Source organism: Mesorhizobium sp. B2-1-3A (assembly GCF_006442655.1).
In the GTDB taxonomy this organism is placed as follows: domain Bacteria; phylum Pseudomonadota; class Alphaproteobacteria; order Rhizobiales; family Rhizobiaceae; genus Mesorhizobium.
Window position 1 is genome coordinate 183,078 of record NZ_VFWK01000007.1, and the last position, 23,592, is coordinate 206,669.

Here is a 23,592-nt window from a genome sequence, read left to right on the forward strand (position 1 = left end):
GCCTTTGGCCGGCTTCGCCGACATCATCGGAATGCAGACCGCGAAATGGCTGTTGCAGGACAATCGCGAATTCTCCGGCATGGGCTCCGGCCAGATATTGCAGGCCGATCTCGGACCGCAACTGTGGACCGCGTCGATCATGCTACGTGCATGGCGCGCCACGGAAGCCCGGCGCATCGAGGCGCTGCTCAACGCGGTCATCCGCTCGGCCGGGTCGTTCTACCTTTACGATCCGCGCAAGGCGGTGCCCGCGCGCGACCCGCGCGGTGTTATCCTCGGCGCATCGGCCGTGCAGATCAATTCCCTGCCGGACTCGAAGTCGATGTCGCTGAAGGGTCTGCCGGCAGGATATCGCCTGACCGCCGGGGACTATCTCGCCTTCGACTACGGCGATCCCGCCCGCCGTGCCTTCCACGAACTCGCCGAGGACGCGACCGCCAGTGGTGGCGGCATCACGCCTGCGTTCGAAGTCAACCCGTTCATTCGCCCGGGCGCCGTAGTCAACGCCGCGGTCACGCTGATCCGGCCGGCCATGAAGTGCATCATCAAGCCCGGCAGCATGGACACCGGAAACTCCGGAAGCCTGTCCCAAATCAGCTTTGCGGTGATCCAGAAGCTATGAGATCGATCGACGGCACCACTTATGCCGCATTGCTTGCCGCGCCTGACGCCGGCATTTGCGAGCGTGATTTCGTCACCTTCTACGCCCGCTCGCTCGACGGGCTGTCGACGTCGAGGTTCTGTTTCTGGAACGACCTCGACACCGTCACGGCGTCGGTGCTGCGCGGCGACACCGGGGCGGCGGAGAACCGCGATTTCGTCGGCGACGGTTCGCTGTTCGCCGTCGACCGCGTTCCCCTGGTTTCGGACCTGACCATCCAAACGGTCAAGGTCACGCTCTCGCAGCTGCATGCGACGGTGCAGGACATGGTGCGCGGCAATGACATTCGCGGCGCGCGCGTCGAGATCCATCGCGGCCTGTTCGATCCCGCGACCCATGCCCTCGCCGGCTCGATCTATTGCCACTTCGTCGGCAAGGTGAACAAGGCGCCGATCTCGACGCCAAAGGCCGGCGATGAGGGGTCCGTCACCATCGACGTGGTTTCCATCGTCCGCGAACTGACCCGCACCAATCCAGCCAAGAAGTCGGATGAGACGCAGAAGCGCCGTTCCGGGGACCGGTTCCGCAAATACTCCGGCGTCGCCAACGTGCCGATCTTCTGGGGTGTCGAGAAGAGCAGGACCAAATGAAGAGACTTCCCGACTGGTCGGCCAGGCTGCACGGCTTCATCGACGGCGTGAAACGCGATCCATTCACGTGGGGCGGCCATGATTGCGTCTTCGGCTGGGCCGCCGATGCGGTCCTGGCGATGACCGGCGAGGATATCGCGGCGCCCTATCGGGCCAGGTATAAGACGGCCAAGGGCGCGGCCGGCCTGCTGAAGCGAGCCGGCTTCGACGATCTCGCCGACGCTGTCGCATCCCTGTTGCCCGAGATCCATATCTCGCAGGCCCGCATAGGCGACCTTGCCGCCATCCCGACCGATGGACCGTTCGGCTGGTCGATCGGCATCGTCAATGGCGAGACCATCCTCACGGTTGGCGAGGCCGCCATGGGCGTGTCTCCGCTGCTATCGGCAACACGGGCGTTCCGGGTCGGATAATGCTGCTTCGCCTCCTTCTTGCCGCATGGTTCATTCTGGCGGGCCTTTCGGCGGCGCATGCCGATCCGATCTCCATCATCCTGGGCATCGGCTCATGGATCGCCGGCGCGGGCGCGTTCGTCCAGGCCTTGCTTGGCATCGCGCTCAAGATCGGCGTCAGCCTGATCGAAAAGGCGCTGGCACCGAAGGAGAAGGAACCCGGCATCCAGAGCAGCATCACGGTCGGCGGCGACAACCCGCTGTCTTTCGTGATGGGCCACTTCGCGACCGCCGGCCAGCTAGAATATGCCAACACCTGGGGCAATGACGGCAGCGCGCCCAACGGGCTGCTGACGCAGGTCATTTCACTCGCCGACATGCCGGTCGGGTCGCTGACGGGGCTGTGGGTCGACGACAAGAAGGTGACGCTGCCCGACATGAGCGGCCCGGCGCCGCTCAGCCGGGGCTATCCGATCGCGGAGTACACCAAGGACGGAAGCCGCTATCTCTGCCTGTATTTCTTCGACGGGACGCAGACCGATGATTGCGACTTCCTGACCAGCCAGTTCGGCTCGGATCCTGATCGGCCCTGGTCGAACGACATGATCGGCAGGGGCGTGCCCTATGTCGTCATCACCGCCAAGTTCAAGCAGTCGATGTTCTCGGGCATCCCGCAATATCTGTTCGAAGTCGACGGCGTCAGGCAATACGATGTTCGCAAGGACAGCACGGCCGGCGGGTCGGGGGCGCATCGCTGGGCTACGCCCTCGACGTGGGAAGTATCCGACAACCCGATCGTGATGGCCTACAATATCATTCGCGGCATCTATTTCGGCGACGAATGGGTCTATGGCGGGCAGACGACGGAAGCCTACCAGTTGCCGGCGGCGAACTGGATGGCGGCCATGAACATTTGCGACGCCAGTGTCTCGCTGGCCGGCGGCGGCACCGAAAAGCAGTATCGCGCCGGCTGCCAGATCACGACCGACCAGGAGCCGGCCGACGTGCTGGAAAGCATCCTCAAGGGATGCTCCGGGCGTCTCGCCGAAGTCGGCGGCATGTACAAGGTGACGGTCGGCGCGCCTGGTGCCGCGGTCTACTCCTTCACCGACGAAAGCATCGTCGTCACCGAGGGACAGAGCCTCGACCCGTTCCCAGGCCTGGAAAGCACTTACAACGGCGCGCAGGCGAGCTATCCCGAGCCTGCCGAGAAATGGGCGGCAAAGGATGCGCCGGCCTATCTGCGCACTGACCTCGAGGTGCTGGATGACAACCGCCGCCTTGTCACGGGCCTGACCTTCCCGACAGTGCCCTATGCCGTCCAGGTGCAACGGCTGCTGCAGGAAGCCATTCTGGATTCCAGACGGTTCCGCCAGCATCAGTTCTTCCTGCCGCCGGAAGCGTGGCTGTTGGAACCCGGCGACGTCGTCGCATGGACCAGCAATCGCAACAGCTACTCCAACAAGAAATTCCTGATCACGGAGATCGACGGCGGGTCGAACTTTCTGCAACTGGCCTCCCTGAAGGAGGTCGACCCGAGCGACTTCACATGGGATCCGGAAACCGACCAGCAGCCCTATTCGGTCGGGCCTGTGGGGCCGATCCTGCCGCCGCCGCAACCGATGACCGGCTGGCAGGTGTTCCCCGACAGCCTCGACGGCAATGACGGCTCGCCGCGCAAACCGACGATCCGCGTGGAATTCCCCGGCGCGCTCGATGACGTGCAGTTTGTCCGGGTGCAGGTGCGCCTCGATGATGGCGACGTGCTGCAGTTCGACGGCACGCTTCCGTATGGCGATCCCGCCACGAACCCGGATCCGGTGTCGGTCAAGCTCGTCGGCACGTTCGTTGGGCGCACCGATTATGAAGCTCGCGGCATTTTCGTGCCCTATTCCGGCCGGGATGCGGTCTGGTCGGACTGGCTGCCGGTCACCACCGATGCCGAGACGTTGCCCGCCCTGTCGGTCGGCCTCGCGCAAATCCAGCAAGATATGCTCGACCTGTTCACGCAGATAAGTGTCAGCCTGCAGGGTTACAAAGATCAAATGGCTCAGCTTGCGGCGGCGGCCGTCGAAGCGGCCGGTCGCCAGGTGCAGGATAATTCAGCGGTTCGACGCTTTAAGGATGCGACGGCGGTTGCGCTTCGCTCCATGACCGCCTCGATTGAAGAGACAGAAGCGGGTCTTTTGGCCCAGGCCGAAATTCTCGATGCGGTACAAGCCACGGTTGGTGACGCTTCTTCCGGCATTCTGTGGCGCATGCGCGTCGTCGCGGGCACTGGTGACGTCACTGCTCAACTGGTGCTCGATATTCGCGCGACTGTAGCTGACGCTTTCGTGACCGCAGGAACACTGTGGGAAGCCGGCTTTGTTGGCGGCGATCCGCTCCAGCCGTTCTCGCGCATGGTTACCAACGTGAAGCAATGGGTCGTCACGGACGGTACGGACTCCGGCACGCCACTGACGTTCGAAGATGGCGAGTTGAAAGCCCTCTTTGCCCGGTTCGGTACCGCCACAATGGACCTCTTCAAGACAACGTCGGGCAAGACACAAATCGGCACCTTCTCCGGCGGCGCCGAAGGCATCCGGATCATCGTATGAGCAAGCTCCTCGCGCTGGAAAGCCAGTCGGGCAGGCCTGTCGTCAAGGGCATGACGGATGCCTCCTATAATCCTGTGACAACGCCGAATTCCGATACGGGGAAATTCTTCTTCAACTCGGACAATCAAAAAGTCGGCTACATAAAGGACATCTTTGTCGTCGAGCCGGACTTCGCCTCGTACCCTCCCACCGGAAGCCCCATCAATCCGACCAAATATTACTACCCACCAGGATCGAACAAGAACAATTGCCAGATACTGATCCAGAGCTTCAACTCAGGCGGCCAGAACTACCAACGGTGGAATTTCTTTCAGGAGTATTTCACCGCCGTATACGGCTATTCCTATTTCCCGCTTGTCGAGATGCGACCAACCATCAATTTTTCGACAAACCAGTTTCGGGGGCCTAACGTCAATCTGACGGGCGGATCGGTTTCGAACGGTCAGATACAGTCCCTTTCCAGCTATGACTGCGAGACCAACAGGGTGATCGACACCGGATCGAATGGCGGCCCGTCCGGTCGCAACCGTCCGGCCGTGTTTGCCTTCGTCTCGACATCCGGCGGCAATCCAGCGGTCAAGCGCGCGCTGGCGACTGTCTTCGACCTGCCGATGCACGATGAGGCCATCCCGAACAATGCTTCGTCTCCAGTTGCCGGCGATGTCATCGTAGACATCGTTTCGCCCGGCAGGTGCAGAGTGGCATTGCCCGGTCGCACCGTCGCGGATCCTGATCCGAACAATTACATCCTGCACGAGGACAGGATACCCGCGAAGGTCCTGGCGACAGGAACGATAACCGTTGCCGCCTTCGCTACCGTGGTGATCAACACGCGATTGCCGACGACCGAGCTCACCTACATGGACTATTTGGTCAAGAAGTCGACGGAGGCGACGTATTGGGCACCGCCCTTCATCGACAACATAAACGCGCACGCCAACGATTTTTCATACACGGTGTCCGGATCGACCGTGACGGTGGTCAGCAACTGCGACACGTCGATGGACATCTTCTATGTCATCTATGCCGATTCCGGTGAGGCGCCGACGACAGGTGGCAGTGAAATCTTCATTGGCGGCAATGACGGCATAGGCGATTATATCCAGATCAAGCGACCGGGTTCTTCCGACCTTGCGCCGAACCTGAACGATATCATGCTCGATACGCGCCTGACCTATCTGCCAATCCTGGCCGAGGGTTTCTTGAACTGGACAAGCGACTTTCCGACGGTGCTTTCCGGGAGCGATCTGTTCAAGGGGGTTCGCAAGGCGACGATCACCGTTCCGAATCCGGATGGCCTTCTGCTTTTTCCCAAGATCGGAGCCATCTACAATCCGCCTGGAGTGCTGTCGGCTTATGACGAGCCGTCAGCGCTCTGGGGCCAACATCGCGTTTTCACGAACAACGGGACATGGCAGGGACGAACGTCCGGCTATTCGACCTGGGCCAACCCCACGTCGCCAACCAGCGTCGATCTGTACGCCTCCGGCAATAACCCGTGGACCATCCAGCCCAGCGCTTCATTCTGGAGCTCCCAGCTGAAGGGCGCGCGCTACTACATCTTCGGCGTGCCGCCGAGCCACTAGGAAACCACCATGACATCGATATACAGCACCGGCACCGTCACGGTGACGAACGGCAGTGCCGCGGTTGTCGGCACCGGGACCGCATGGGCTGTCTCCCTGGTCACGGGCGGCACGCTCAACATCGAGGCGCCTGGCAACCCGATGCCGATCGCCGCGGTGGCTGATGACACGCACCTGACCGGGGCGGTGAAATGGACCGGGGCGAGCGGCACGTATTCCTACGCCATCGTCCGCGAGGATTCCGATGCTGCCAATGTCGTCGACCTCTATGACAAGCTGACGCGCGTCCTCATCACCCTGTCGCTGGCCGGCATCCATCCGAACAATTCAGGCTCGTTGGCAAAGCGCAACGCGCTCACGCTGACCGCCGATGACGACAATTACCTGTTCCTGCGCGCCGAGCTCGGCGTGGCCTTTGCCTTCTACCGCTGGGACGGGCCGACGCTGGCATGGGTGGGGCCTTTTACGGTAGCGAATGCCGTTGCGAGTGGTGGTGTGTCGTCGTTGGTGGGGGGCACAGGTATTGCTGTCGACGCGACTAATCCGGCTGTGCCGGTGGTGTCTGCGGTACGGCCTGGAACGGCCAAAACAACGCCAGTTGACGCCGATGAGGTGTCTCTGTTCGACAGCGCCGCATCTTTCGGCCTCAAAAATCTGACCTGGGCCAATCTGAAGGCCACGGTTCGCTCCTATTTGCTGGGCACGGCGAGCACATGGTCGGCAGTCCAGACGTTCACGGGCGGCGTCTTCGGCGGCTCTGGTGCTTCCTCTGGACTGTCCCTTGTGTCGACATCAGGTGTCGGAACTGCCGACTTCATCGACTTCTTGGTCGGCAACAACGGCTCGATCAGGGCTGGTCGGTTCGACACCTCGGGCAATTTTCTTCAAGGGTCCACAACCGCCTATACATACGCCCAAGAGGCTGGCGTTGGCGGAACGTTGCCAGCCTTGCAGTTGCATTCTGGCGGTACTGTTGGGTTGGGGATGACCCGGTGGGCGGCCAACGCGGTCGGAGGTCGGGCAATATTCGCGAAAAGCCGTGGTGGAGGCGTTGGAACGCGCGGAATCGTCAGCAATGCGGACAGCCTCGGCGCTTTCATCTTCAACGGTGATGACGGCACGAACTTTCAGGCCGCTTGTTTCTTCGGCGGCTACGTCGACGGCACGCCCGGCGCTGGCGTCATGCCAGGTCGTATCGTGTTCGGTACGACGCCAGCCGGAAGTTCAGTGCCCGTCGAACGCTTGCGTATCGACAGCGCGGGGATGCATACCATCAGCGGTTCGTTGTCTCGCGCCGCTCCTGTCACCAAGACGGCCGATTTCACGGTTGCGGCCACAGAAAATCATCTGATCAACAACAAGAGCGGCAGCACGTGCACCGTCACGCTGCCCGCTGCCTCGTCGTTCTCCGGTCGCGAAATCTCTATCAAGAACATGCAGGCGCAGACTGTAGTTTCAGCATCCTCAAATGTCGTCCCTCGCGCTTCGACGTCGGCTGGCACCGCCATTCTGGCATCCGGTGCCGGCAACTGGGCGACCCTCGTCAGCGACGGGACAAACTGGATCATCATGGCAGGGAGCTAAAAGCATGCAACTCAATCAACAGATCATAGACGTCCTGACGACGCTCGGCGCCACCGAAACGGAAATGGCGTCCATCACCGCGTTTTATGCTGACCAGCTTATCGCGGCGCAGGCGGCGGTCGACCAACTGGAGGCCAATATCACAAGCCTCCAAACCCAGTTGGCTGAAGCTCAGGAGAGGGCGGGGACAATCACCGCTGCCATCGGCAAGTTTGTTGTGGCTGAGTCCTAATTCGGCTTCCTCAACGCATTCAACACCATATCGGCATCGTTCGCGTCCCCGCTGGACGACACCTGCCACAGGCCATCCACCAGCCTGACATGCCCACCATCATAGGTGTGGATATCGCCAGCCTTGGCGGCGATCTCATCGCGTAGGCCTGGCCGCAGTTCGGCCCACGGCTTCGGCAGATTTACCCAGTCTCGTTTCATCGGCCCGCTCCCCGGCGCCGACCATAGCCAAAATCCGCAATCGAACAACCTGCCCGCGATCCGGGCGGAAAGGACTTTGCCATGCTGATCACCGCCGCGCAGCTGAAGCGCATCGCCAAGGGTGCGCCCGACAATGACAATGTGCAGTCGATCGTGATTGCCATGAACCAGTATGGCCAGCGGTTCGGCCTCGACCTGCCGCATCGCGCCGTGCATCTGATTGCCCAGGAGGCGCACGAATCCGGCGGTTTCCACTATGACCGGGAGATCGCCAGCGGCGCCGCCTATGAAGGCCGCAGGGATCTGGGCAATATCCAGAAGGGCGACGGCAAGCGCTTCAAGGGTCGCACCGGCATCCAGATCACCGGCCGGGCCAACTATCGCCGGTTTACCGCCTGGGTGCGCAAATTCATTCCCGACGCTCCCGACTTTGAAGCCAAGCCAGACCTGGTCAACACCGATCCCTACGAGGGGCTGGTGCCGATCTGGTATTGGGACGCCGGCAGCCCCACTGGCAAATCGCTGAACGTCTACGCCGACCAGAACAACATCGAGATGATCACCCGCAAGGTCAATGGCGGCCTCAACGGCTACGATGACCGCCTCGACTATTACGATCGCGCCGCCCTGGTCGTGCTGGGCTATCCGCTCGGTGCCTACAAGGCCTTCCAGGCGGCGGCGAAGCGCAAGGGCTGGTACACCGACGCCAAGGTCGACGGCGCGCCTGGCCCGAAGACGCGCGCTGCCTTGCATCTGGCGCTGGTGCACATGACCGATCCGGATATCCAGCCCGTCACGCAATCCGCCCCGGTGGTCGAAACCAAGAAAGTCGAGACCAAGGTCGAAGTGCCGGTCGAGACGCCCGTGCCGGTTGCCGTCGGCGGCGAAGCTCTGGACAAGCCGTTCTATCAGGATCCGCAGTTCCAAAAGGATGCCGCACTCGGCGGCGCCGCGCCGACGCTTACGGCCCTCGGCGGGGCCGACTGGAAGGTCGTGGCGATCGTCGCCGCCGTCCTGGTCCTTGGCATCGTCGGCTATGGCCTGATCCGCCGCGCCAAGCAGGCCAAGCTGCAGTCGAGCATCGCCGCGGTGAACACCCAGGCGGCTGAAATCCGGAGCGCGATCTGATGGGCGCGCTCGCCGCTGCCGGCGAGATCCTGTCGCTCGCCCTGAAGAACTGGAAACTGGTCGTGCTTGCCGCGCTCATCGCCGCGGTGCCGGCCGGCTATCTGCTCGGGCACCGGAAGGGAGATGCACAGGGTTACAGCCGCCGCGTCGCCGAAGTCGCGGCGGCCGATGTCAAAGCCGAACTGGAAAGGAAAGGCGACAATGCGAAGCTCTCTGGTATGTCTGACTATGATTTGTGCGTTTCTGGCCTGCGCGGGAGTGGCATGCCAGTCGACGCCTGCGAGCAGCTGCGCGGGCTTCCTGAAAGCCAGCCTTAGCCCGGCCGGGACCGTGGCGCTGATCGGCGCCGACCGGCCAGGCTACGAACGCGTGCTCGGCAATGACCGCAACGGCCAGCGCCGGAAGTGCTGGAAATGATCATCCTGCGAATAGCCGGCGGCATCCGCCAGCATTTCGGGATGCGTGTCACGGAATGGATCATGACCGGCGCGTTGTTCGGCTGGTCCGCCGTGCTGGCCGGCGATCCCTCGACCTTCTCGACGGCACGCGCGTTCGCGGTGATCGCCAGCTACGGCGATGAGGCGATGTGGGCGAACATTTGCCTGTTCGCTGGCCTGCTGCGCCTTGGCGCGCTGACGGTCAACGGCACCTTCCGGCAATTCCGGTTCTCGCCCCATCTGCGGGCGGGGGCTTCGATCGCGTCTTGCGTGTTCTGGGGGCAGATCGCCCTCGGCGTCCTGATTGCCTGGCTGACCCTTGGCGGCGGCGGCACCGGCGTGATCGCCTATTCCACCTTCATGGCGATCGAGATGTGGAACCTCTTTCGAGCATGGGCTGATGTCGGTGCTGGCCATCGGAGGCTTTGATGATCTTCGGCATACCGGCGGAGCAGCTCGTGCCCGTCGCCAACTTCATCGGCCTTGGCTTTTTGGGGCTGCTCGCAATCTTCGGACTGAAATATGGCGGGAAGACCGCGACACCGGCAGAGCGTCAGGTCGAGGTCGCCGGCGCGCTGGTCGACAACACAGCCGTCAAGGCGCTCGCCGCAGCCATCGAGGGCCACACCCTGGAATCGATTGCCCATCGCGCCGATGCGGAAAAGCAGCGGCAGGTCGGCTATCGGATCATCGAGGTCGCCAATCGCGCCGTCGATGAGATTGCCGAGCTGCGGCGAGAAATCGGCGATCTGGCCAAGGAAGTCGCCCGCCGCAAGTAATCCGCGCCCGGCGGTTCCGGGTAAACCCCTGAAAATTGGAGACGATCATGACCACCATGCGCGCAAAGGTGCGTATCACCGGCATCAAGAAATATCCGAACGACGAGGATCCGACGCAGGAAGCCCTGACGTTCAACTTCCCGGCCAAGGACGGAGCCTATCCCGCTGACGGCAGCGACGAAGACCAGCAATTCGCCAGGTTCTCGCCGGCGGGCGCGCTGTCGCTGACCATCGCAAATCCGGCGTTGCTGGGCAAATTCGCGGTCGGCGACACGTTCTATCTGGTCTTCCAGCCGGTCGGCTGACCCGAAAAGAAATGAGCTGTGGAGCCCGCCCTGGTTCGCCCGGGGCGGGCTTTTTGCGTTTTGGCCTACGCTTTGATACTCGGCGCCGGCGGCTTGACCGCTGTTTGCAGTTGCAGCCGCTCGACCGTGGCCACGATCGCGGCGGCCAGCGCCTCGGCTTCGTCCATAAGGCTTGGGCCATGGATGCCATTGACGGCTTCTTCACTGGGCAACACGCCTGGCGGGCAATGCTCTTCCACCGTGGCTCTGATCAGCCGTAGCGCAGCGCGTCCCTCGTGATCGTTCTTCATGACGCAACGAACACGGCGGCGCGGTAAAAGTTCCGGAACCATTTTAGCGCAGGCTTATTGAATCGCGGTTTTGCGAGTCTGTGCATGCGTCTGAAATTCATTGAGCCTCTGCTGCCGACCCTTGTCGACAAGCCTCCCGAGGGCGGCGAATGGATTCACGAGATCAAGTTCGACGGCTACCGCTCGCAGATCATCATCGACCATGACGTGCGCATCTTCACCCGCAATGGCCACAACTGGACGATGAAGTATCGCAACCTGGTTGGCGCCGCGAAACGACTCGAGGTGGAAAGCGCCATCATCGACGGCGAGATCGTCGTGCTGAACCAAGCCGGGCTGTCGGACTATGCAGCGTTGCGCAAGGCTATCACGCGGCGGGAGCAGGACCTCTATTTCGTTGCATTCGACCTGTTGCACCTCAATGGCCATGATCTCCGCGACATGGCGCTGGAGGACCGCCGCGAGATCCTGGAAGGCATCATAGAGCAGGACGATCATATCCAGTTCAGTCAGGCCATGCCGGGCGAGGCAAGCGCCATCTTCCATCTGATCGACGAAGCCGGCATCGAGGGTATGGTGTCAAAGCGGCGCGACAGCAAATATCGCAGCGGTAGGTCGACCAACTGGCTGAAGATCAAGAGTTATGCGGTCGAGGAATACGATCTGCTCGGCGTCGAGCGCGAGATGGGCAAGCCTGCCTTCGCGCTGATGGCCGACCGGAAGACTGGAAAGTATGTCGGATCGGCCTTCATCAATTCCAGCCGCGCCATCCGCGAACGGCTGTGGAAGCGCGTCCAGGAGCACGCCGGGCCTCCGCCCAAGGGGATGAAGCGGCCGGCGACGCAATGGGTCAAGCCGGGCATTATCGGTCGGGTGAAGCACTTGCGGGGTGAGGAAGACTTGCGGCACGCTTCGTTGCAGGATTTCCGGGAGGAAGATTGATGGCCGTGGCAAAGAAGGACCAGGAGCGCGGCCATAACCCTGATCGGGTAGTGTCTCCTACAGATACCGCTCGCCGTCACTTCGGTGCTCTAAACAGAACCAGTGCGGGTCCTGTCGCGGCCGGGCAAAGCCGAAGCCCGCATGCTTTGTGCATCCGGCGTGCTCGCACATGTGGCCCAGCACTCGGGCGCGGTCTCGCGGCGCCGGCGTCATGCCGTCGACAAGCTTGATGGGTTCGTCGCTCATGCGGCATAGATTCCATAAGACCGCTTGACGGGCAAGGAATTTGTTCCTTTTCTGTTCTCATGGCGCACGATCCGATCGACACGCTGGGCAAGGCGACCCGGCACAACATGCTGGTGAAGGCAGAATGCAGCTGCGGCAACGTCCGCTATATCAGGTCTGCCGATCTCATGATGGTCTATGGCGGAGGCGTCGATCCACTGAAGTTGAAGTTCGACTGCAGCCGCTGCAAGCCCGATATAAAAATCACGCTGCTCGAGGTGCATCCCGAACACCTGCCCAAGCGACTGATGGTTCATAAACCGATGAAGGTCGACGGCAAGATCACCTGGTACACGGAACGGTTTCGTGGGTAGTGATCGCCTCACAGTCCGATCCGCCTACCAGCGCGGCTGGCAGGTCGTCGACGTCAGCACCATCGTAGCCACCTTTGAAACCAAAGAAGATGCTTTTCGCAGTCTGGTCGATCGCAGCGCCCGCGTGCGTCTGGCGTGGGGGCGAACCACCATCGGCGGCCGGTCGACCCCGTGCGATTTTTCGGCAGAGTTTCAGCGACAATGCCGGGCGCATCATGAAGGAATTCCATGGCCCGTCCGCTGGGCGATGGTCCTGGTTTAGCGGCTCCTCGAGCGGGAGCGTCGAGACAAAGGACGAAGCTGTGTTTGCAGTCGAGCGCGCCTACACGCGCAGGGTCGCCGGGGCGGATTTGCCGAAGTGAGGGCATAGACCGTTTTACAATCGCGCCGTAACCCATTGATTTTCAATAAGCGGGTTTCGCACGTTTTTACATGCAAGTGGCTGGAATCTGGTATAAATACCTAGCTTCCCAAGCTGAACGCGCGGGTTCGATTCCCGCTACCCGCTCCAGGCTTTCGGCGCACCACCCAGACAACAGACGGATAAGGCGGCACTTTTCAGAGCTGCCGCCCAAACAAAGGACGACACCTGTGAGCGAACCAACCGTGGCCGAGGCGACCGAAAATATCTATGCTTCGCTACGGGCGGACAATGCCGACATCGACTCGCATATCGCGACACTCAAGGCAGCGCTGACACGAGAGGGCGCAAAAGAGGCTGTGTTCGATCCGACCAAGTTGGCGCAGAACAACCGATCTGGCCGCAAATTGATGCAGGCCTATTTTCGGCAGCGCGGCGTGAGCGTGAGGTTTTCGGACCAGTAGGCGCGCGGGCGATCCCGAGCGCGCCGGACAGCGTTTGCCAATTGGAGTCGGTTGCCTGGCGGAATAATAACAACCGACCGCCAGCCCGAACGCCGCGCGGCATCACGGTCTCCTCGGCCATCCGTGCGAGCCAAACCGCAACGATCAATCGCGGTGTTCGGGCATGGCCTTCAGCTGGTCCTTCGTCCATGACGTGACGGCATGGACATCTCCATCCTCATCGCGCATGAAGTCGAGTTCATTCAATGCGACCGCAACGGGCTTTGCCCCGATGCCAAGAAACCCACCGACATCGATGACAATTTGCGTGCCATGGACATGGTCAACGGAGCCGATCTTTTCGTCGGCCGGGCCATAAATGGTAGCACCCTCAAGAATGTCGGGGGTCAGTTCCGAGTCAGCAAGGCGGGTATGATTCGAGTGGTCCATGATCTGCTTCTCCGCTTGGGTTGAAATGATCTAACCAGCGAAAAGAGGAACGGTTCCAGCGGTCCCAGGCGGACTACCGCTTGTGTCTGCGCCGAAAAGCCTTGGCGCCCTTGCTGAGCGCCTTGGCGGCCTCGCCGGCGTCCTGCCAACCCTTCAGCTTGATGGTCTTGCCCGTGCTCAGCACCGAGGACAGGAAGAACTGTTCGATCTCCTTGCGCAAGTCTTGCGGCACATGGTCAGCGGCCACGGGCCGGTCGGGAGCGTCCTCCTTGCGTGGGCAGAAGATATAGCGGTCGTTTCGGATTACGTTCTTCCATCGCCGAGAGATAGACGACGTCATTGGCTCCGCGCGCTCCCTTTCGGGCCTTCGCCACGACGACAGCCTTCGGTTCTAAAGTCGCCAGGGACATGCGTTGCTCACGCAAACGTGCCGTCTTTGCTTCCCGGGCTTGCCGCTCGGCATCAATCACCAGCTTGCTGGCGCGGTCCGCTCTCTCAATCCTCTCGCGATCAATCCTTCGTTTCAAGAAAGCCTCCTCTGGTCTGACGGCCAAAAAAGCGCGGACTTGAGAAATTGTTCCCGAAAAATAAAATCGCCTTTCGGTGTCATTTGTTATTGCGGCGTTGCAGCTCGAAATGCGGCCTGCACGCCTTGGATACGAGGACCGAAAATGGCTGTTTTGCACGCGCGCGGTGTCGAGCTGGTCTGTGAGCTGTTGAGCGCTGCCGATCACCTGGAGAAGATAAAACCGGAGGACGTCAGGGAGTTGTTGCGCGAAAGCGCCACGGTCCTCGGCGACCTGCTGAAACGCGACAAGCCGGCGCCTCCGCCGAAATAAAAAGCCGCGGACCGGAGCCGGCGGGCTTTTCATGACAGGCGCTTCCAGAGTGTGCCTGTCCGGCACGATCGGTACGGGAATGGCCAAGCTTAAGCCTGACCGATGCGCATCTGCTTCTTGAGCAGAAACCGGGCAAGGTTGTTGATATTTCGCGGCGCCACCTTCTTGGGAAGATGGGCAAGCAGACCCTTGGACTTGGCGTCGCTCTGGAACCGCTCAGCCCACTCTTCGGTGCGGCTGTCCCGCTGCAACCGCAAATTCGTCCTGAACTCGCAGTTCGGCACTTCAATCGACAACTGCCGGGCCACCGACGCGACATAGGGACGAGGGTCGTCCAACAGATCTTCATAAAACAAATGGTCGTAAGGCAGGTCGGCCATGCGCAGATAAGCCTCCCAGAAAGCATAGCTCTGCCCGATCATGAAATAGGCCTGGCAGATTCCGGCGAAGTCGTATTGCGGAACCCGATCCGCGCCGCCCATCGTGCTTCTCCAACGACCGGACGCCTTCGCCCGGCAATAGGAGATCGCTTGGCGAAGGCGGTCCCGCCGCTCCAGAAGGACCACACCCATGGCATGGCGCCGGACGCATTCGGCAAGGAAGTCGGCTTCATATTTCGCTTGCGACCAGTGAAGGTGGCGTGGAAACAGCTTGACGGCGAACCTGCCATTTTCGGTCCCGCCACGGTCGATGACGGCGGAGAGGAGTTCGTCGAAGGATTTCGGCCTGAGGCCCAACGTGTCCGTATCGAGCCATTCGGCCGACCGTCCCAGTGTTCCCGTACTGTTTGCCAGACTGCCGAGCCATTCGGAGCCACTGCGGGCTTCTGTCAGTATCGCCACGCCCCTCATGCGTGCGGATTACCTCTGGCCTGTGGACCTGTGATCACAATTGCAGAATAAGATTCTTTTCGATGGCCGTCTGGCATGGTCACAATCCCCACTAAACAGCGCCCCAACGGGTAACGGCTGATATGGTTCCGCCGATTCTCAGATTAAGCTAAAATACGAGTTAGATTAAGCTAAAATACGTGCCTGGGTCCGTAACAGTTGGTTGATCGGTGCCTGGGGCACCGATCTGCAAAACGCATACATTGGCCCTGTACATTTTGTACATCGTGACGACACCGGCCACGCTGTCGGTGGCCGGCTTGCGTCAGCGAGAGTCCGATTGCTACCAGAGCCATACCCGCTCGCGCCAGCAGCGGACGTGGCGACGACCATGACGCCAGTAACTGCGGCACACCCGTCTCCAGCCGCGACGCCTTCCGCCATGCCGGCGACGATAGCGGTAATGCCCGCGACGATGGGAGACCTGTTCCAGTCCGACCCCGTCATCGCCTTCGAAGACAGCCGGATCCGGCTTGTCCAGTTCATCGAGAATTCCGTTGCCTTGGGGAATACCGGCGACCGCCCGGCCGGTCCCGGCCACGCTCGCAAGCGCCACGGCCCCCGCGACGCCCAGCATTCCAGTGAGAAACAACCGACGTTCCATCAAAAACCTCCAGAGTTGTTGACTATCGGCACCTCGTTCCCTCGCCCAAAACGGGGCTCCAGCGATATGTCGATCGGATTGAACGCGCGACTGCACTTCTTGTTCCATCACCCCACTTCGCGCAGGATGAAATCGTGCAGCATCTTGGCGGCCGGCGACAGCACGCGACGCCGGCGCCCTCAGAATGTCACGCCGAGATCGACCTTGGCACCCTGGTCAACGCCGCCGCCGAACTGGCCGGTATAGGACAGGCCGAGCTTGGCGTTGGGGGCGAGCAGCAGGTCGAGACCGGCCTCGATGAGCGCGCTGTCCCTGCCGATCGGCACGCCAGCGATGGTGAAGCGATCGCCGCCAGCGAAAGTGACGGTCGACAGCGGCTTGATATCGCCGAAGGCATGACGCCAGCCGAGCATGCCGCGCGCGGTGGCGTTGACGCCGCCAAGCGCGAATTCGGTGGAACCGCGCAAGCCGAGCGTGGTGAAGGTGGCATCGGTGGTCGAACCGGCGCTGGCCAGCGCCGCTGGGCCACCTTTTTCGGTAAACCCGTTTGTGTGCACGCTGACATAAGCAAGATTGGCGAAAGGCTCGAACTTGAATTGTCCGGCATCGGCCTTGTAGGCGAACTCCCCGAAGATTTGCGCGGTGCCAGCATCATAGTCGGCCGAGAGCGCGTCGGCAAAAGCGTCGAAGGCTACCGAGCGCCTAGTCGATATGCTGCTCCAGCTGTAGGCGGCGCCGGTGCGGAAAGCGATGGCGCGCCAATTGGTACCGCCATAGAGACCGAGATGATAGTTGTCGCTCTTACCGGTCGAATTGCGATCGTCGGCACCGAAGCTCGAATGGCTGTAGCCGCCGAGCAGACCGACACGCCAGCCGCCGACCGACGTATCGGCGCCGGCCAGCAGGCCGCCAGTCGAGCGATCAAGGGCGGCGGCGTTGCCATCGGAATCCGTGCTGCCCCAAGACCCAAAAGCCTGACCCCAGACGGCGAAACGATCGGTGTCGGCGGCGACCATTTCGGGACCTCCCTCGCCATAGGCCATGATCGGCAGGGCGGCCATGCTGCCGTCGCCGAAGGCAGCAGAGATGCGGCTAGTAGCGGCATCACGGACGAAATGGCCATCTCCCAGCAGCATGCCCTTGGCCGAGGCATGAATCTCGCCCGACAATTGGTCGAGGGCATCTCCAGCGGCAGCCGTGGCGGGTAGCCGCAGGATGGCATCGTAGAGCGGATTGCCGCTGCCCAGGCTCTCGGCGCCGCCGCCGGTGGCCATCTGGTTGGGGGCCTGGCCAACCGAAGCAAAGCTGATGTTATTGCGGTGCAGCCTTAGATAGACGTTATCCGCGTCGTAGCTGAGCGAAGGATCGAGGAAGGCGAAATTGCTGGTCACATTGGCGAAGGTACCGCTGACGCCGCCGGTCGCCGACAGGATCGTGTAGTCGGTCTGAGGTCCATAACTGCCCGCGCCAGCCAGCACGCTGACCGTCCCGCCGTTGATCGTGGCCGGCCCGGTCACGTCGAGATGGGAGGCTTGTCCGGCCGCATTCGCGGCGACCTGATAGGTCGAGCCGGTGTTGAAGGTGACGGCGCCCACCACCGTCATCGTGCCGATGCCCCCGCCAGAGCCAGATGCGCCCGTGCCGGCGAAGAGGCGGCCGGAGACCGTGACCGTGCCGGTGATCGCGCCGGTGCCGCCCAGGGCAGCACCCGATGCGACCGAGACCTGGGCACTGCCCAATGTCCCGTTGATGAGAAGCGTTCCACCGGTGACGTTGGTATTTCCGGTATAGGTATTGCTGCCGCTCAAGGTGAGCGTGCCCGTGCCTGATTTTGTCAGCCCGACGACCGTGGGTACAAGAATCGCCGGGAGGGTGCTGCTGCCTGGACTGACAAGCTGGATGCCATTCCTAATGGCGCCGCTAAAGGTGGTGTCAGTGGCCTGATCCACGGTGAGCAGGCTGGGAGCCCCCATCGTGACCGTGCTGGTGATATCGCCTGCACCCGACAGCGAACCGACCGTCTGCGACGTGATGCCGAGATCGAGAGTGGCGCCGCTTGCGACGAAAAGCGATCCGGTTGGAGCGCCGAGCGTGCCGCCATCTCCAAGGAACAGCCTCCCCACCTCGATGTTGGTGCCGCCTTCGTATGTGTTGGCCCCGATCACGTACAGTTCGCCCGCGCCCTGTTTGGTCAGCGCCCCGACGCCGCCCAGCGGGGAGGTGATCTCCACCTGATAGCCGTTGGTATCGATAAATGCGCCGCCGGCCTTGATCGTTACATCGTCGGCAGCAAAATGGCCGAGCAGATCGGCGTCGGCAGCCGTGGCTCGTAAAATGCCGCCATCGAAATTGACTGTCGCGCCATCGAGGCCTTTCCCGATGCCACTGGTTTCCAATACCCCGCGTGCCCCGGCCGTGCCGTTCAGATTCAGCGTGCCACGGGCGGAGCTTGTGCGCACCATATCGAGCGTGCCGACGCTGACCCTGCCACCATCCGCAATGGTGAGTGTGCCCGCGCCCCGATAGCCGAGGTACAGATAATCCGTCGTCCACACGGACCCACCGCCGGAGACGAGAACCGTTCCATCGCTGCCCGCCGCGTCACCCACATAACTGGTTTCGTTCGCAACCTCACCGCCATTTGCGATCGCCAACGTGCCGCCATTGACGGTGTTGAAGGCAAACGTGCTGTTCCCGGTCAGGGTCAGCGTGCCCACGCCATTCTTGAGCAGCCAAACGGTGCCAGTGCCGGTGGCCGTCATGTATCCGTCGGTGATCGCACCGCCATAGCTTGTGTTGCCGGCCTGATCGACTGTGAGCGAGCTTTGCATGCCGCCTGAAACGGAACTGGTAATGCTGCCGGCCCCGGACAGCGCGCCGACGATCTGGTTGGTGCCGGCAATATCGAGCGCGCCGCCGCTGGCGATGGCAAGCGCGCCCGTCGTCGCGCCGAGCGTGCCGGCACCGTCGAGCTTCAGCGTACCGGCCGAGACGGTCGTGCCGCCGGTGTAGGTGTTTGCTCCCGAGAGAATGAGCGTGCCGAGGTCGGTCTTGTCGATGCCGCCGCTGCCGGTGAGCGCGGACAAAATGGTCGCGGACATACCCGCGCCGCCTGCGGTGCCGTCGCCCACGCGGATCGGAACACTGGATCCGGTGAGATTGAGCGCATCGCCTGATATTTGATAGCCATCGACGAAGAACTGCATCCCGCCGTCCAAATCCAGCGCGCCACCACCGGCGCTGACCGTGACCACGCCCGGTGTGCCCTGGAAGATCATCATGGCCGACGGATCGTAGACGCCGCTCGCGCTGCCGCCCGCGTTCGTCCAGTTGGTTCCGGCGGCGCTCCAGGTGCCTGTGCCGCCGTTGACCATATTGTTGGCCGTGGTCTGCGCGCCGTTCCAGAAACTGTAGGAGCCGGGCGCTACCGCCCCGACCAGCAGGTTGACCTGGTTAGCCACTGAAGTCTGCACGGCCAGATCGCCGCCAGCATAACCGTTTGGCGTCGCGCCAACGGTTATCCCGTTGTCGGTCAGCGCCCCGCCGTAATCGAACAGGCGATAGAGACCATCGCCGAAACCGCCGGCGTCACTCACATCGAGCGTGCCGGCGAGCGTCAGGTTGCCGGCGACGTTGAACAGGCGCGTGTTGCCCGGTGCGCCGAGCGAGACATCCAAGACCGAGCCGGCGTCCAGCGCCAGCGACCCCATCGACAGGGTCTGACCGGCGCGGCCCAGCAGGATGCCGCCGGATGCCACTGAAACATCGCCAGCGATCGATCCGGCGCCGCCGAGGCTGCCTCCCGATGCAATCGCAACCGTGGAAGTTCCCAACACAATGGGTCCCCACATGACATTGCCCAGGGATCCATCGACGAGCAGCGTGCCGCCCGTCACATTGGTGGTGCCGGTGTAGGTGTTGTTGCCGCTCAGGGTGAGCGTGCCGGTGCCGGACTTGGTCAGTCCGGTCATGGTGGTTACGCCATTGATTTCGTCGAAGTAATCCGCGATGGCGCCACTGAAAGTGGTGTCGGTGGCTTGATCGACGGTGAGCACGCCCGGGTTGAAGTCCGAACGGGTGACGGTACCCGCACCAGACAGCGAGCCGACCGTCAAAGCCGTGGTATCAAAAAGCAGCGTGGCACCGCTGGCGATGTCGAGCTTTCCCGTAGGCGCACCGAGCGTGCCGTTGCCCTTTAGTTCCAGGGTACCCGCTTCGATCCGCGTCCCGCCGCTATAGGTGTTGGAACCCGAAAGTGTCAGCGTGCTCAACCCCCGCTTGACCAGCGCGAGCGTGCCGCCACCAGCCCCGTCGGCGATCACGCCACCGAAAGAAGAATCTCCAAGGGCCGAACCATCGATCGTCAGCGCGGCATCCGCCGCGCCGCCGTTTACGATCTGCCCGCTGGGGATGTAATTCGTGATCCGACCGACGGTCGTGCTGAAGCCGTTGAGGTTGAGGAGACCTCCCGCGCTCACTGCCTGACTGCCGAATTCCAGGTCGGTATTCACGGTCGTCGCGTTGGCGGCCCATATGTTGACGACGCCGTCTCCCCCGAGCCTCAACCGACCGCCATTGATGGCGCCGGTGGCCATTGCGTTCACGGTGCCATTGAGGACCAGCGTGCCACCGGTAATGGCGTTGGCGACGTTCGCATTCACGACGGCGTCGAAGGTCGGCAATTGCACGAGGCCGCCACTGACGGCGCCGGCCGCGTTCGCATTGAGGACGGCGCCATTGCGGAAGGTCGCGGCAACAGTGCCGCTGAATGTGTTGGCTGCGTCTGCATCCACTTGGCAACCATTGGTAAGGCCGCCGTTGAAATCCGGGGACCCGCTGGTGTACGGCCCGCCTCCCGGGTCACAAGGCTGTTGAGCTTGGACCGTCGAAGGCGCGCAGGCGATGGCGAGGAGCGCGAGGGTCGAGGTCGTGACCGACAGCCTGCGGAGCGAAATGGTCCTCGAACGATTGCCGCGCCCTGCCGCCATTGCCGTGCTCCCTCACGGCAGCCGCCCGCGCGCCGGCGCTAGGGGAGCGCGGGCATGCACCCTCCCCCGCGCCGCCACTGGCGGCACCGCGATTTCATTGATTTGGTCCCGATCCCGAACGGGAGTCGTTGATGATCTTTTCCGCCGGGGCGGCGGACACATCAATCCCGCGTTCGAGGGGGTACCGGCAAAATATCATGGCAAATTAGGCATTTCGCGCTGAATACCTTGACCCAGCGATCAGGCCTTTCGTGCCGCGGCGTGAGTCGGAATGGCCAAGGTCAGTTGCGTGCCGCGCCCAGGCGCGCTTTCGATTGCTATCCGTCCGCCCATCTGGTCAGCCCGACGACGTATGTTCGCAAGGCCCCGTCCTTCGCCGGCAGCGCCTGAGGCTCTCTCAGGCTCGAAGCCTGTGCCATCGTCCGACAGTATGACGAGAATGGCGCCATCGTCGCCGGGGTTCATCGCGAGTTCGATCCTTGTGGCGGAAGCATGGCGCAAGCTGTTGGCGATACCCTCCTGCAACAGCCGATAGAGGCTAAGCAGCCGCCGCGCGTCGAGGCTCGGCGCCGGAATCGGGAGCGTGCAGCGATAGTCCAGGGTGATGCCGGATCGGGCAAGACGGCCTGCCATGCGCTCCTGGAACATCGCCAGTGCCTCGTCGATCGGTTCGTTGCCCGCGTCGATCGCACTGGCCATGTTGCGCAGGTCATCGACCGAAGACTGCAGTCCCTGCTCGATTTCCCGTGAGGTCAGTCGATTCTCGCGGACATCGAGGAGAAGGTGCGTCAGCACACCGCCGACTCCATCGTGCATGTCGCGCAGCAGACGCTGACGCTCGGCGTCGATCGCGATCAACCGTTCCTGATGGCGCAACAATCGCGAGGAGCGCAGCAGGCTCGCATCCTGCTCCAGCACCTGACGTTCCAGATCGCTACGCGCCTCCTCTGCCTCCTGATTGAGCCTGTGCCCCTGCAGCGCGATCTCGAACAGGATGCCGAACATCGTCAATGGCGGTGCGAGGACCGACGCCTGCAACGCGAAACCGGTGGGCGGCGGCAGGAGAAACAGGTCGAAACCAATCGAGGCAAGAGCGACAAGCAATATCGCCAGAACCCGGATCGCCGGCCCCGGAGCTGTCCGTCCCATCCGCAGCAAGGCCAAAACGCCATATCCCGACAGCAGGGTCAGCGCCACCGCATCGAGCCAGGGCACAATTGTCGCAAAGCCGACGCCTGCGATCATGGTCCCAAGCAATATGACGAAGGCGACGCCAAAGCAGCCGCAGGCTGCCCACGCCTCGCGCGAGCGCCAGTCGGCAAAGGCGTTTACGGCAAGCGCTGCTAACGTCAACATGAGATATTCCACGCCGTAGCGCAGTAACAGAAACCAGACATAGGGCAGGCTCTCCGCCCCGAAGGTGGTGAGCCAGGCGTCGATGCCAACCGATATGAGCAGCAGGCCAGTGACGCACTGGAGCCGCGAAAACCCGTTGACCGGCAACAGGACGAGCAGCGCTGCGCCCATCATCAGTTCCGTCACAACGACCAGCCATACCATGTCGAAACGCTGGAACTTCTCCCGACCGGCCGCCTCATCCATACGGTCGAAAGGTCCTGCATAGGCTGTCGCGGCCTCCGGACAAGGATTTCCCCAGCAGGTGAGCGACCACTCATTGCCCGCCGACGTCTCCGCGCGCGACAACAGGCTCGCCTGCGCCGGCTGCAGGACCACGGGCTGCCAGCCCGGGATACGCAGCATGGCCGGCCCTGAAAGCCCGGCAGCATAGGCGCCCACCTCGGCCGGCTCGGACGCCAGCAGCGCCCGCGCCGCTGGCAACCGATATTCCTCTAGTGTGCCCACGGGCTGCAAACCGGCGATGATGAGCGCATAAGCGCACCAGAACAGCAGTTGCGCGCCGAGAATGATTGCCAGCGCGCGGCGCAATCCCGTCAGCCGGGGCATGATGGTCACAGGCGTAGCAACCCGCTGCGAAAGGCGCGTACCATGGCCTCGCCCCGATTGCTCACCCTGAGCTTCCTGTAGATCGATTTCACATGATCGCCGATCGTGTACGGCGATATTTCCAGTTCGGCCGCCGCCTGCCGGTTGCTGTACCCGCGCGCCAGAAGCTGGAGCAGTTCGATTTCGCGCGGTGACAGCGGCGGATCGGCATCATCCGATTTCGAATCTTCCCGTTGCCGGCGCAGATGACGCAGCACATAAGCGGCGATGCTGGGCGACAATGGCGCACCACCGGTCAACGCATCGGCGGCCTGCTGGCCGATGTCGAGACTGTCGATATCTTTCAGCAGATAGCCGTCCGCTCCCGCCAGCACGGCCGCCAGCACCGTATCCTGATCGCCCAGCACCGAGAGGACGAGTATTTTCGGCTCAAGACCGCCTCGTGCACGGATTTCCTCGATCAATTCGATCCCGCTTCCATCGGGAAGGCCAAGATCGAGAATAAACAAGTCCACCTTCTCCTCGAGCAGAGCACGCGCACCGGCCAGCGTGCCCGCGATGCCCGCCAACGACAAGCCGTCATGCGCCGCCACGCCGCGTCCGACATGAGCGGCGACGAGCGGATCATCCTCGACAACGACGACGTTCGCTTTCACGTCCCCCTACCCGCCTGTCCTGCAATGGATCTGCCGGGCCATTGTAAACCGATCAATACGCCAGATGGCAA

The 23,592-nt window shown here is 62.3% G+C and carries 26 protein-coding genes; 16 read left to right on the forward strand and 10 right to left on the reverse strand.

Annotated features, from left to right (window positions below; translation table 11 throughout):
- The first annotated feature begins 4 nt into the window (after window positions 1–4).
- The 7 genes from FJ977_RS28030 to FJ977_RS28060 are packed head-to-tail and all read left to right on the forward strand — an operon-like array spanning window position 5 to window position 7,645.
- Entirely contained in the window at window positions 5–622 is a 618-nt protein-coding gene (locus tag FJ977_RS28030) for a hypothetical protein (RefSeq protein WP_140775406.1), read from the forward strand.
- Entirely contained in the window at window positions 619–1,251 is a 633-nt protein-coding gene (locus FJ977_RS28035; RefSeq protein WP_140775407.1) for a hypothetical protein, read from the forward strand. Before FJ977_RS28030 ends, FJ977_RS28035 begins: the two co-directional genes overlap by 4 nt.
- Window positions 1,248–1,664, forward strand: coding sequence for a hypothetical protein (locus FJ977_RS28040; RefSeq protein ID WP_140775408.1), 417 nt, complete (start codon window positions 1,248–1,250; stop codon window positions 1,662–1,664). The genes FJ977_RS28035 and FJ977_RS28040 overlap by 4 nt, the downstream gene beginning before the upstream one ends.
- Window positions 1,664–4,243, forward strand: coding sequence for a phage tail protein (locus FJ977_RS28045; RefSeq protein WP_140775409.1), 2,580 nt, complete (start codon window positions 1,664–1,666; stop codon window positions 4,241–4,243). The genes FJ977_RS28040 and FJ977_RS28045 overlap by 1 nt, the downstream gene beginning before the upstream one ends.
- On the forward strand, window positions 4,240–5,829 hold the full coding sequence (locus tag FJ977_RS28050) for a hypothetical protein (protein ID WP_140775410.1): 1,590 nt from the start codon (window positions 4,240–4,242) through the stop codon (window positions 5,827–5,829). The genes FJ977_RS28045 and FJ977_RS28050 overlap by 4 nt, the downstream gene beginning before the upstream one ends.
- Window positions 5,830–5,838: 9 nt before the next feature.
- Window positions 5,839–7,413, forward strand: a complete 1,575-nt coding sequence (locus tag FJ977_RS28055) for a hypothetical protein (RefSeq protein WP_140775411.1) — start codon at window positions 5,839–5,841, stop codon at window positions 7,411–7,413.
- A 4-nt stretch (window positions 7,414–7,417) separates the two neighbouring features.
- Window positions 7,418–7,645, forward strand: coding sequence for a hypothetical protein (locus FJ977_RS28060; protein WP_140775412.1), 228 nt, complete (start codon window positions 7,418–7,420; stop codon window positions 7,643–7,645).
- Here FJ977_RS28060 and FJ977_RS28065 read toward each other — a convergent pair.
- Window positions 7,642–7,845, reverse strand: coding sequence for a hypothetical protein (locus tag FJ977_RS28065; protein WP_140775413.1), 204 nt, complete (start codon window positions 7,843–7,845; stop codon window positions 7,642–7,644). The genes FJ977_RS28060 and FJ977_RS28065 overlap by 4 nt on opposite strands.
- A gap of 81 nt (window positions 7,846–7,926) precedes the next feature.
- On the opposite strand from FJ977_RS28065, the gene FJ977_RS28070 reads away from it, so the two are divergent.
- From FJ977_RS28070 to FJ977_RS28090, 5 genes are all read left to right on the forward strand, one after another.
- On the forward strand, window positions 7,927–8,973 hold the full coding sequence (locus FJ977_RS28070) for a glycoside hydrolase family 19 protein (RefSeq protein ID WP_140775414.1): 1,047 nt from the start codon (window positions 7,927–7,929) through the stop codon (window positions 8,971–8,973).
- The gene (locus FJ977_RS28075) at window positions 8,973–9,290 is read left to right on the forward strand and encodes a hypothetical protein (protein WP_140775415.1); all 318 of its coding nucleotides are present in this window, start codon (window positions 8,973–8,975) and stop codon (window positions 9,288–9,290) included. Before FJ977_RS28070 ends, FJ977_RS28075 begins: the two co-directional genes overlap by 1 nt.
- Window positions 9,291–9,386: 96 nt before the next feature.
- Complete coding sequence (locus FJ977_RS28080) at window positions 9,387–9,839, forward strand: hypothetical protein (RefSeq protein WP_140775416.1); 453 nt, start codon at window positions 9,387–9,389, stop codon at window positions 9,837–9,839.
- Window positions 9,839–10,189: a hypothetical protein gene (locus FJ977_RS28085; RefSeq protein ID WP_140775417.1), complete on the forward strand. Its 351-nt coding sequence runs from the start codon at window positions 9,839–9,841 to the stop codon at window positions 10,187–10,189. Before FJ977_RS28080 ends, FJ977_RS28085 begins: the two co-directional genes overlap by 1 nt.
- A gap of 47 nt (window positions 10,190–10,236) precedes the next feature.
- Window positions 10,237–10,494: a hypothetical protein gene (locus FJ977_RS28090; RefSeq protein WP_140775418.1), complete on the forward strand. Its 258-nt coding sequence runs from the start codon at window positions 10,237–10,239 to the stop codon at window positions 10,492–10,494.
- Window positions 10,495–10,559: 65 nt separating this feature from the next.
- Here FJ977_RS28090 and FJ977_RS28095 read toward each other — a convergent pair whose 3' ends face one another.
- Entirely contained in the window at window positions 10,560–10,784 is a 225-nt protein-coding gene (locus tag FJ977_RS28095) for a hypothetical protein (protein WP_140775419.1), read from the reverse strand.
- 84 nt (window positions 10,785–10,868) lie between these two features.
- Here FJ977_RS28095 and FJ977_RS28100 point away from each other — a divergent pair, with 84 nt between their 5' ends.
- The 3 genes from FJ977_RS28100 to FJ977_RS28120 all read left to right on the forward strand — a co-directional run bounded on the left by FJ977_RS28100 (window position 10,869) and on the right by FJ977_RS28120 (window position 13,150).
- The gene (locus FJ977_RS28100; RefSeq protein ID WP_140775420.1) at window positions 10,869–11,726 is read left to right on the forward strand and encodes an ATP-dependent DNA ligase; all 858 of its coding nucleotides are present in this window, start codon (window positions 10,869–10,871) and stop codon (window positions 11,724–11,726) included.
- 305 nt (window positions 11,727–12,031) lie between these two features.
- Window positions 12,032–12,325, forward strand: a complete 294-nt coding sequence (locus tag FJ977_RS28110; protein ID WP_140775422.1) for a hypothetical protein — start codon at window positions 12,032–12,034, stop codon at window positions 12,323–12,325.
- Window positions 12,326–12,916: 591 nt separating this feature from the next.
- A complete protein-coding gene (locus FJ977_RS28120) occupies window positions 12,917–13,150 on the forward strand; it encodes a hypothetical protein (protein ID WP_140775423.1) in 234 nt (77 codons plus the stop codon).
- A 144-nt stretch (window positions 13,151–13,294) separates the two neighbouring features.
- Here the strand turns inward: FJ977_RS28120 and FJ977_RS28125 are convergent, their stop codons facing one another.
- The 3 genes from FJ977_RS28125 to FJ977_RS35985 form a co-directional block, all read right to left on the reverse strand.
- Window positions 13,295–13,579, reverse strand: a complete 285-nt coding sequence (locus FJ977_RS28125) for a PRC-barrel domain containing protein (RefSeq protein WP_140775424.1) — start codon at window positions 13,577–13,579, stop codon at window positions 13,295–13,297.
- A 73-nt stretch (window positions 13,580–13,652) separates the two neighbouring features.
- The gene (locus FJ977_RS28130; protein ID WP_246683364.1) at window positions 13,653–13,826 is read right to left on the reverse strand and encodes a hypothetical protein; all 174 of its coding nucleotides are present in this window, start codon (window positions 13,824–13,826) and stop codon (window positions 13,653–13,655) included.
- Complete coding sequence (locus FJ977_RS35985; RefSeq protein WP_181180105.1) at window positions 13,816–14,106, reverse strand: hypothetical protein; 291 nt, start codon at window positions 14,104–14,106, stop codon at window positions 13,816–13,818. Before FJ977_RS35985 ends, FJ977_RS28130 begins: the two co-directional genes overlap by 11 nt.
- 144 nt (window positions 14,107–14,250) lie before the next feature.
- Between FJ977_RS35985 and FJ977_RS35990 the strand changes: the two genes are divergently transcribed.
- On the forward strand, window positions 14,251–14,418 hold the full coding sequence (locus FJ977_RS35990) for a hypothetical protein (protein WP_181180099.1): 168 nt from the start codon (window positions 14,251–14,253) through the stop codon (window positions 14,416–14,418).
- An 89-nt stretch (window positions 14,419–14,507) separates the two neighbouring features.
- Here FJ977_RS35990 and FJ977_RS28140 read toward each other — a convergent pair whose 3' ends face one another.
- From FJ977_RS28140 to FJ977_RS28160, 5 genes are all read right to left on the reverse strand, one after another.
- Window positions 14,508–15,269, reverse strand: a complete 762-nt coding sequence (locus tag FJ977_RS28140) for a Stf0 family sulfotransferase (RefSeq protein WP_140775426.1) — start codon at window positions 15,267–15,269, stop codon at window positions 14,508–14,510.
- 322 nt (window positions 15,270–15,591) lie between these two features.
- Window positions 15,592–15,912, reverse strand: a complete 321-nt coding sequence (locus tag FJ977_RS28145) for a protamine-2 (modular protein) (RefSeq protein ID WP_140775427.1) — start codon at window positions 15,910–15,912, stop codon at window positions 15,592–15,594.
- Window positions 15,913–16,091: 179 nt separating this feature from the next.
- Window positions 16,092–20,900: an autotransporter domain-containing protein gene (locus FJ977_RS28150; protein ID WP_140775428.1), complete on the reverse strand. Its 4,809-nt coding sequence runs from the start codon at window positions 20,898–20,900 to the stop codon at window positions 16,092–16,094.
- Window positions 20,901–21,140: 240 nt separating this feature from the next.
- Window positions 21,141–22,865 (reverse strand): ATP-binding protein, encoded by a 1,725-nt coding sequence (locus FJ977_RS28155; protein ID WP_246683367.1) that lies wholly within the window; start codon window positions 22,863–22,865, stop codon window positions 21,141–21,143.
- A 5-nt stretch (window positions 22,866–22,870) separates the two neighbouring features.
- The gene (locus FJ977_RS28160; protein WP_140775430.1) at window positions 22,871–23,521 is read right to left on the reverse strand and encodes a response regulator transcription factor; all 651 of its coding nucleotides are present in this window, start codon (window positions 23,519–23,521) and stop codon (window positions 22,871–22,873) included.
- Between the last annotated feature and the right edge of the window lie 71 nt (window positions 23,522–23,592).

Coding starts and splice junctions, on each gene's coding strand:
- FJ977_RS28060 (WP_140775412.1), top strand. CDS start 7,418: ATGCAACTCAATCAACAGATCATAGACGTCCTGACGACGCTCGGCGCC.
- FJ977_RS28110 (WP_140775422.1), top strand. CDS start 12,032: ATGGCGCACGATCCGATCGACACGCTGGGCAAGGCGACCCGGCACAAC.
- FJ977_RS28040 (WP_140775408.1), top strand. CDS start 1,248: ATGAAGAGACTTCCCGACTGGTCGGCCAGGCTGCACGGCTTCATCGAC.
- FJ977_RS28080 (WP_140775416.1), top strand. CDS start 9,387: ATGATCATCCTGCGAATAGCCGGCGGCATCCGCCAGCATTTCGGGATG.
- FJ977_RS28095 (WP_140775419.1), bottom strand. CDS start 10,784: ATGAAGAACGATCACGAGGGACGCGCTGCGCTACGGCTGATCAGAGCC.
- FJ977_RS28045 (WP_140775409.1), top strand. CDS start 1,664: ATGCTGCTTCGCCTCCTTCTTGCCGCATGGTTCATTCTGGCGGGCCTT.
- FJ977_RS28150 (WP_140775428.1), bottom strand. CDS start 20,900: ATGGCGGCAGGGCGCGGCAATCGTTCGAGGACCATTTCGCTCCGCAGG.
- FJ977_RS28125 (WP_140775424.1), bottom strand. CDS start 13,579: ATGGACCACTCGAATCATACCCGCCTTGCTGACTCGGAACTGACCCCC.
- FJ977_RS28065 (WP_140775413.1), bottom strand. CDS start 7,845: ATGAAACGAGACTGGGTAAATCTGCCGAAGCCGTGGGCCGAACTGCGG.
- FJ977_RS28085 (WP_140775417.1), top strand. CDS start 9,839: ATGATCTTCGGCATACCGGCGGAGCAGCTCGTGCCCGTCGCCAACTTC.
- FJ977_RS35990 (WP_181180099.1), top strand. CDS start 14,251: ATGGCTGTTTTGCACGCGCGCGGTGTCGAGCTGGTCTGTGAGCTGTTG.
- FJ977_RS28140 (WP_140775426.1), bottom strand. CDS start 15,269: ATGAGGGGCGTGGCGATACTGACAGAAGCCCGCAGTGGCTCCGAATGG.
- FJ977_RS28055 (WP_140775411.1), top strand. CDS start 5,839: ATGACATCGATATACAGCACCGGCACCGTCACGGTGACGAACGGCAGT.
- FJ977_RS28075 (WP_140775415.1), top strand. CDS start 8,973: ATGGGCGCGCTCGCCGCTGCCGGCGAGATCCTGTCGCTCGCCCTGAAG.
- FJ977_RS28100 (WP_140775420.1), top strand. CDS start 10,869: ATGCGTCTGAAATTCATTGAGCCTCTGCTGCCGACCCTTGTCGACAAG.
- FJ977_RS28070 (WP_140775414.1), top strand. CDS start 7,927: ATGCTGATCACCGCCGCGCAGCTGAAGCGCATCGCCAAGGGTGCGCCC.
- FJ977_RS28090 (WP_140775418.1), top strand. CDS start 10,237: ATGACCACCATGCGCGCAAAGGTGCGTATCACCGGCATCAAGAAATAT.
- FJ977_RS28050 (WP_140775410.1), top strand. CDS start 4,240: ATGAGCAAGCTCCTCGCGCTGGAAAGCCAGTCGGGCAGGCCTGTCGTC.
- FJ977_RS28145 (WP_140775427.1), bottom strand. CDS start 15,912: ATGGAACGTCGGTTGTTTCTCACTGGAATGCTGGGCGTCGCGGGGGCC.
- FJ977_RS28035 (WP_140775407.1), top strand. CDS start 619: ATGAGATCGATCGACGGCACCACTTATGCCGCATTGCTTGCCGCGCCT.
- FJ977_RS28155 (WP_246683367.1), bottom strand. CDS start 22,865: ATGCCCCGGCTGACGGGATTGCGCCGCGCGCTGGCAATCATTCTCGGC.